Origin of the sequence: Paenibacillus sp. GbtcB18 (assembly GCF_019091125.1) — a bacterium.
Classification (GTDB): Bacteria; Bacillota; Bacilli; order Paenibacillales; family NBRC-103111; genus Paenibacillus_F; species Paenibacillus_F chitinolyticus.
On sequence record NZ_JAGXJX010000903.1, the window covers coordinates 1 to 234 of the forward strand.

At 53.8% G+C, this 234-nt stretch carries 1 pseudogene; it reads left to right on the top strand.

The features are described from left to right. Positions 1–34 precede the first annotated feature (34 nt). Positions 35–234: pseudogene (locus KVT34_RS31245) on the top strand (ABC transporter substrate-binding protein); the annotation flags it as partial.

Genomic DNA, 234 nt, shown 5'->3' on the forward strand with positions numbered 1-234 from the left:
CTTCCCAAGTGGGTGCGGCAGGAGGCCGTACACAGTGGTCATGGCGGAAAAGAGCTACATCGACAAGAACGTGGATACGGTCCAGAAATTCGCCAATGCCGTGCAAAAAGCGCAAAACTGGGTGCAGCAAAGCAGCGTGGACGACATTGCGGCGGCCATTTCCCCTTACTTCCAGGATACGGAAAAAGATATCGTCCGCAGCGTAATCAAGCGCTACAAGGATCAAGGGTCGTT